The sequence below is a fragment of the Streptomyces sp. NPDC049040 genome, from assembly GCF_043197715.1.
Lineage (GTDB): Bacteria > Actinomycetota > Actinomycetes > Streptomycetales > Streptomycetaceae > Actinacidiphila.
This window is the reverse complement of the sequence record NZ_JBICTO010000002.1, coordinates 999,908-1,006,226: the sequence shown is the minus strand read 5'-3', so window position 1 is coordinate 1,006,226 and position 6,319 is coordinate 999,908. Positions and strand designations below refer to the sequence as shown.

Here is a 6,319-nt window from a genome sequence, read left to right as displayed (position 1 = left end):
TACCGCGCCAACGTCCACCGCACCACAGCCACCGAACTCCCCACCACCATCGCCCGACTGCTCACCCAGCACGGCACCCGCACCCTGCTCACCCCCCCCCGCCGGGCCCCCCCCCGGGCCCCCCCCCACCACCCCCCCCACCCCCCCCCCCCCCCCGCCCCCCCCCCCCCCCCCCCCCCCCCCCCCCCCCGGGGGGCCCCCCCCCCCCCCCCCCCCCCCCCCCCCCCCCACCGGACAACGCAGCGACTAAGGCCGATCGGAGCCGACCGCATGGGCGAGCAGACCGTCACCCGCTTCCCGCAGGAGATCCTGGAGCAGTACGCCGGGCTCGGCATCGACCTCCAGGCGCTCTTCTCCGCCGGGCACCTGGGTGAGCGGATGGGCATCAGGATCCTGGAGGCGTCGCCCGACAAGGTGGTCGGCACGATGCCGGTCGAGGGCAACACCCAGCCGTACGGGCTGCTGCACGGCGGCGCCTCCGCCGTCCTGGCCGAGACCCTGGGGTCCGTCGGGGCGATGCTGCACGGCGGGCCCGGCAAGCTCGCGGTCGGTGTCGACCTCAACGCCACGCACCACCGGGGCATGCGCTCGGGGCTGGTCACCGGCACCGCCACCCCGGTGCACCGCGGCCGGTCGTCGGCGACCTACGAGGTCGTGATCACCGACGACAGCTCGGGCAAGCGGGTCTGCACCGCCCGCCTGACCTGCATGCTCCGCCCCTCGGGGCCCGCAGCGACGGCCTGAGCGGAGCCGGTGTGACCCGATCGGGTCCTGGTGGACCTGGGCGAAGGTGAGTACCCCGGGTGGGATTCGAACCCACGCTGGATGCTGTTTGAGAGCACTGCCTCTTCCGCTGGGCTACCGGGGCTCCTTCGCAGCGCAGGCCCGCAGCGGGCCTGGCGTGGTCCAACCTTAGCGGAGCTAGGTAGGCTCTAGGAGCAGCACCCCGCCTGAAACGAGGAGCACCGTGAGCGCCCCCGACGAGTCCGCCGCTCAGCCCGACAAGCAGCCCGACGACAGGTCCGGCACGCAGCCCGACGACCGGTCCGCCGGGGAGCAGGAGCAGACCCACGTACCTCCGCTGACCACCCGGGTCGTGATCGCCGAGGACGAGGCGCTGATCCGGCTGGACCTGAAAGAGATGCTGGAGGAGGAGGGCTACTCCGTCGTCGGCGAGGCCGGGGACGGCGAGACGGCGGTCAAGCTCGCCGAGGAGCACCGGCCCGACCTGGTGATCCTGGACGTGAAGATGCCGGTGCTCGACGGGATCTCGGCGGCGGAGCGCATCGCGGGCGAGAAGCTGGCGCCGGTGCTGATGCTGACCGCGTTCTCGCAGCGGGAGCTGGTGGAGCGGGCCAGGGACGCCGGGGCCATGGCGTATCTGGTGAAGCCGTTCAGCAAGAGCGATCTGGTGCCGGCGATCGAGATGGCGGTGAGCCGTTTCCAGGAGCTGCGCGCGCTGGAGGCGGAGATCGCGGATCTGTCGCTGCGGCTGGAGACCCGCAAGCTGGTGGACCGGGCGAAGAGCGTGCTCCAGACCAAGTACGGGCTGACCGAGCCCGCGGCCTTCCGCTGGATCCAGAAGACGTCGATGGACCGGCGGATGTCGATGCAGGCGGTCGCGCAGGCCGTGATCGAAGAGGTCGCCGAGTAGGACCCGGCCGGCGGCGCCGGTCCTGCTGCCGACCGCGACCGAGGGGCCGCACCCGGTGTCGGGTGCAGCCCCTCGGTCGTGGCCGGGCCGGGGTCAGTCCTCGCCGAGGTAGGTCTTGCGGACGCCCTCGTCGTGCAGCAGGTCCTGGCCGGTGCCGGAGAGTTTGATGGAGCCGACCTCCATCACATGGGCCTGGTCGGCGAGCGACAGGGCGGCCTGGGCGTTCTGCTCGACGAGCAGGATCGTGGTGCCCTGCGCCTTGAGCTCGACGATGGTGGCCATGATCTTCTGCATCATGATCGGCGAGAGGCCCATCGACGGCTCGTCGAGCATGAGCAGCTTCGGCTGGCACATCAGGGCCCGCCCCATGGCGAGCATCTGCTGCTCGCCGCCGGACAGGGTGCCGGCCGCCTGCTTACGGCGTTCGCCGAGGATCGGGAAGAGCTCGTAGGCGCGCTCGATGTCCTTGGTGATGCCGGCCGCGTCCTTGCGGAGGTAGGCGCCGAGCTGCAGGTTCTGCTCGATGGTGAGCCGGGGGAAGATGTGCCGGCCCTCGGGCGAGTGGGCGAGGCCCAGCGAGACGATCTTGTGCGGCGGGACCCTGGTGAGGTACCTGCCGTCGAAGAGGATCTTGCCGCCGGTGGGCTTGAGCAGACCGCTGAGGGTGCGCAGCGTGGTCGTCTTGCCTGCGCCGTTGGTGCCGATCAGGGTGACCACCTGGCCGGCCTCGACGGAGAAGGAGATGCCCTTGACGGCCTCGATCTTGCCGTACGCGACGCGCAGGTTCTCCACTTCGAGCAGTGCGGTCATCGGTCGTTCTCCTGCTCGCCGGTCGTGTTCTGCCCGTCCTCGGGCGCCCCTTCGAAGGGTTCGCCGAGGTAGGCGGCGATGACCCGTTCGTCCTGCTGTACGACCTCGGAGGTGCCCTCGACCAGCTTCTCGCCCTGGACGAGGACGGTGACCCGGTCGCACAGGTTGAAGATGAACCGCATGTCGTGCTCGATGACGAGGACGGCGATGCCCTGGTCGCGCACCGCGAGGACGAGTTCCTCGGTCGCCCTGGTCTCCTGCGGGTTCATGCCCGCGGTGGGCTCGTCGAGCAGCAGCAGCCCCGGCTCGCTGGCCAGCGCACGGGCGATCTCCAGCTTGCGCTGCTCGCCGTAGGGCAGGTTGCGGGCCAGGTGGTCGGCCTTGGCGGCCAGGCCGGTGAACTCCAGCAGCTCCATCGCCCTGGCCCGGGACCTGGCCTCGGCCCGGTGGTAGCCGGGGCCGCGGACGAGCGCGGACATCAGGCCTTCGCGGGTGCGGGTGTGCCGTCCGACCAGGACGTTCTCCAGCACCGTCATGTTGGCGAACAGCCGGATGTTCTGGAAGGTGCGGGCGATGCCCGCCTTGGTGACCAGGTGCGGCTTGGGCGGCAGCACCTCGCCGCGGAAGCTGACGGTGCCCTCGGTGGGGACGTACAGGCCGGTGAGGCAGTTGAAGAAGGTGGTCTTGCCCGCGCCGTTGGGGCCGATCAGGCCGACGATCTCGCCGGTGTTGACGGTGAGGTCGACGTCGCGGACGGCGGTGAGGCCGCCGAACCGCATGACGACGCCGCTGGCCTGGAGCAGCGGGCCGCTGTCGGGCGCCTGCTCCGGGGTGGGCTGGTGCGGAATGGTGGTGGTCATGGTGTCCTTCACGCCCCTGCCGTGCCGGCGGAGACGGTGTCGTCGCCGAGGGTGCGGCTGCCGGGCGTGGTGGCCTCGTCCTCGTGGAATTCCAGCTGCCTGCGCCGGTTGGCGATGATGCCCTCGGGCCGGAAGCGCATGATCAGGACCAGGGCGATGCCGAAGGCGAAGAGTTCGTACTTCGCGAGGAAGTCGAGCTTCTCCGGGATGACGTAGAGCAGGGCCGCACCCAGGATCGGGCCGCTGACCGTGCCCATGCCGCCCAGGACCACGGCGGCGAGCAGGAAGGCGGAGTTCGGCGGCACCGAGCCGGAGAAGACGTACGGGTCGGGCACGACGCTGTTGGTGACGTGCGCGCTGACCGTGCCGGCCAGGCCGGCCAGCGAGGCGCCGAGCGCGAAGGCGACCAGCTTGACCCGGAAGCCGTTGATGCCCATGGCGGTGGCCGCGGTCTCGTCCTCCCGGATGGCGATCCAGGAGCGGCCGATGCGGGAGTCGGAGGCCCGGGTGAAGACGAGCACCACGATCACGGTGATGACCAGCATCAGCAGGTAGTAGTTGGCGAACCGGCCCAGGGTGAAGGAGCCGATGTCGTGCGAGGTGCCGAGGTTGTACCCGAAGATCGACAGGTCCGGGATCTGCGCGATGCCGTTCGGGCCGTTGGTGACCTGGGGGCCGCTGACGCCGTCGAGGTTCTTCACGACGATCCGGAAGATCTCACCGAAGCCGAGGGTGACGATGGCCAGGTAGTCGCCGCGCAGCCGCAGGGTCGGTGCGCCGATGAGGACGCCGAAGACCAGGGCGGCGGCGGCACCGGTGAGCGCCGCGGCCCAGAACGGGAACTGCACGCCGGACCAGATCGAGTACTGGGAGCCGGAGACCAGTGCCGCGGTGTAGGCGCCGACGCCGAGGAAGGCGACGTAGCCGAGGTCGAGCAGGCCGGTGAGGCCGACGACGATGTTCAGGCCGAGCGCGACGGTGCCGACGATCAGGACGCTGACGCCGAGGTTGGCCCAGTGCTCGTTGTTCTGCGCGAAGGGGTACGCGATGGCGGCCAGGATGCCGACGCTGGAGGAGAAGACGCGGTTCTCCCGGGTGAGCTGCTGGAACTGCCGCAGCAGACCTGCCGCGCCCAGGCCCCAGAAGCCGAAGGCGACCACGATCATGTAGCCGATGAAGATGTCGCTGTAGGTGGTGGCCAGGCCGAAGGTGAGGATCTTCAGCCCGGCGGCGAAGACCGCCACGATGGCCGCCCGCTGCAGCCACACGTTGAGCCGGCGCGGGTCGGGCACCTTGATGTCGCCGTGGCTGACCCGCACTTCGCGCAGCCAGCGGTAGGCGGCGACGATCAGCGCGAAACGGCCGAAGGAGCCGAGTTCGACGTATTCGGCGTCCTCCTCGTCGCGCGGGTGGCGGTCGATCGGCAGCGCCAGCGCGCCGGCGAGGAGGGCGAGGCTGCCGACCGCGGCGACGAAGGCGCCGGGGTCGAGGTTCGCCAGGCCGCCGAGCTTGGCGGCGATGTCGATCACCGTGTACCAGGTGGTGCCGAGGGTGCCGACGGCCAGCAGCAGCACCGAGTTGTTCGAGCGGCTGGGGTTGAGCCAGGCCAGGCCCTTGACCTCGAAGGCGCCGAGCGCGACGACGCCGGTGATGATGGCGCCGATCAGCGTCATGATCTGGAGGCCGCCCGGATACCCGCTGACGGTGAGGTCACCGGGGAACTCGGTGGTGTAGGTCCAGGACATGAAGGTCGAGGCGATCGAGGCGACCACGCCGACCAGTGTCAGCAGCCGGGCGGCGTTGAGCGGCAGCGGGATGTACGGCTGGGTCCAGCGGGCGCCCGGGGTGGTGACGGTCATGGCCGCCGCGTCGGTGGAGAGGTCGGTCATCGCGATCACGCCCTGTCCGCGACGCGCTCGCCCAGCAGGCCCTGGGGCCTGACCAGCAGGACGATGATGAGCAGGACGAAGGCCCACACGTTGGCCCAGCTGCCGCCGCCCAGCTGCTCCATGCCGGGGATGTTGGAGATGTAGGCGGAGGCGCAGGATTCCGCGATGCCCAGGACGAGGCCGCCGAGCATGGCGCCGTAGATGTTGCCGATGCCGCCGAGCACGGCGGCGGTGAAGGCCTTCAGACCGGCCTGGAAGCCCATGTCGTACTTGATCTGGCCGTACTTGAGGCCGGACGCGAGGCCGGCGACGGCGGCGAAGAAGCCGCCGATGGCGAAGGCGATCACGATGATGCGGTTGGTGTCGATGCCCATGAGCTGCGCGGTGTCCGGGTCCTGCGCGGTGGCCTGCATGGCGCGGCCGGTGCGCGAGGTGCGGACGAAGGCGGCGAGTCCCGCCATGCAGACCACGGCGGCGACGACCAGGAAGATGTCACCGCTCTGGATGTCGACGGACCCGACGTGGAAGGGGCCGCCGGGCAGCGTCGGGAAGGGCTTGCCGCTGGTGGCGTCGGGATACCACAGGAAGACTGCCTGCTGGAGTGCGAGCGAGAGGCCGATGGCGGTGATCAGCGGCGCGAGTCGTGGGGCGTGCCGCAGCGGCCGGTACGCGAGTCTTTCCGCGCCCACCGCGATCAGTACGGACACGATGGCGCCGCCGGCCAGCATGAGCGGCAGGGCCGCCCAGATGGACATGCCGTCGGGAAGGTTCGTGTAGACCGCGAGGGCGCCGAACCCGCCGGTCATGTAGATCTCGCCGTGGGCGAAGTTGATGAGCTGGACGATGCCGTACACCATCGTGTAGCCGATGGCGATGAGCCCGTACATCGAGCCGATGAACAGCCCGTTGGCCAGCTGTTGCGGCAGGGTGTGCACCGCATGGCCTCCATGTCGCTGAGAGCAGGTGGGGAGCGGGGACGGTGGTGCGGCGCCCCTGACGGGGACACGCGGGGGTGCGGGCCGCGGGGGGGGGGGGGGGGGGCCCCCCGGCCCCCGGGGGGGGGGGGGGGGGGGACCGCGTTATAGACCGCCATTCAAGCCACACCA

6 protein-coding genes and 1 tRNA gene are annotated in these 6,319 nt (G+C 70.7%); 2 read left to right on the top strand and 5 right to left on the bottom strand.

Annotated features, from left to right (window positions below; all coding sequences use genetic code 11):
- Window positions 1-270: 270 nt before the first annotated feature.
- Window positions 271-744: a PaaI family thioesterase gene (locus ACGFMP_RS09330; RefSeq protein WP_393671324.1), complete on the top strand. Its 474-nt coding sequence runs from the start codon at window positions 271-273 to the stop codon at window positions 742-744.
- A 51-nt stretch (window positions 745-795) separates the two neighbouring features.
- Here ACGFMP_RS09330 and ACGFMP_RS09325 read toward each other — a convergent pair.
- Window positions 796-868, bottom strand: a tRNA-Leu gene (locus ACGFMP_RS09325).
- A gap of 213 nt (window positions 869-1,081) precedes the next feature.
- On the opposite strand from ACGFMP_RS09325, the gene ACGFMP_RS09320 reads away from it, so the two are divergent.
- Window positions 1,082-1,654: an ANTAR domain-containing response regulator gene (locus ACGFMP_RS09320; RefSeq protein ID WP_393671391.1), complete on the top strand. Its 573-nt coding sequence runs from the start codon at window positions 1,082-1,084 to the stop codon at window positions 1,652-1,654.
- A gap of 93 nt (window positions 1,655-1,747) precedes the next feature.
- Here ACGFMP_RS09320 and ACGFMP_RS09315 read toward each other — a convergent pair whose 3' ends face one another.
- Genes ACGFMP_RS09315 through ACGFMP_RS09300 form a run of 4 tightly spaced genes read right to left on the bottom strand, consistent with a single transcriptional unit; the run spans window position 1,748 to window position 6,148 of the window.
- Window positions 1,748-2,464 (bottom strand): ABC transporter ATP-binding protein, encoded by a 717-nt coding sequence (locus ACGFMP_RS09315; protein ID WP_393671323.1) that lies wholly within the window; start codon window positions 2,462-2,464, stop codon window positions 1,748-1,750.
- On the bottom strand, window positions 2,461-3,324 hold the full coding sequence (locus tag ACGFMP_RS09310; protein ID WP_393671322.1) for an ABC transporter ATP-binding protein: 864 nt from the start codon (window positions 3,322-3,324) through the stop codon (window positions 2,461-2,463). The genes ACGFMP_RS09315 and ACGFMP_RS09310 overlap by 4 nt, the downstream gene beginning before the upstream one ends.
- 8 nt (window positions 3,325-3,332) lie before the next feature.
- Complete coding sequence (locus ACGFMP_RS09305; RefSeq protein WP_393671389.1) at window positions 3,333-5,213, bottom strand: branched-chain amino acid ABC transporter permease; 1,881 nt, start codon at window positions 5,211-5,213, stop codon at window positions 3,333-3,335.
- 5 nt (window positions 5,214-5,218) lie between these two features.
- Window positions 5,219-6,148, bottom strand: coding sequence for a branched-chain amino acid ABC transporter permease (locus tag ACGFMP_RS09300; protein WP_393671321.1), 930 nt, complete (start codon window positions 6,146-6,148; stop codon window positions 5,219-5,221).
- Window positions 6,149-6,319: the final 171 nt, after the last annotated feature.

Bases quoted from the DNA above. Each gene is read 5' to 3' on its own strand.
- ACGFMP_RS09330 (WP_393671324.1), top strand. From the start codon at position 271: ATGGGCGAGCAGACCGTCACCCGCTTCCCGCAGGAGATCCTGGAGCAG.
- ACGFMP_RS09315 (WP_393671323.1), bottom strand. From the start codon at position 2,464: ATGACCGCACTGCTCGAAGTGGAGAACCTGCGCGTCGCGTACGGCAAG.
- ACGFMP_RS09310 (WP_393671322.1), bottom strand. From the start codon at position 3,324: ATGACCACCACCATTCCGCACCAGCCCACCCCGGAGCAGGCGCCCGAC.
- ACGFMP_RS09305 (WP_393671389.1), bottom strand. From the start codon at position 5,213: ATGACCGACCTCTCCACCGACGCGGCGGCCATGACCGTCACCACCCCG.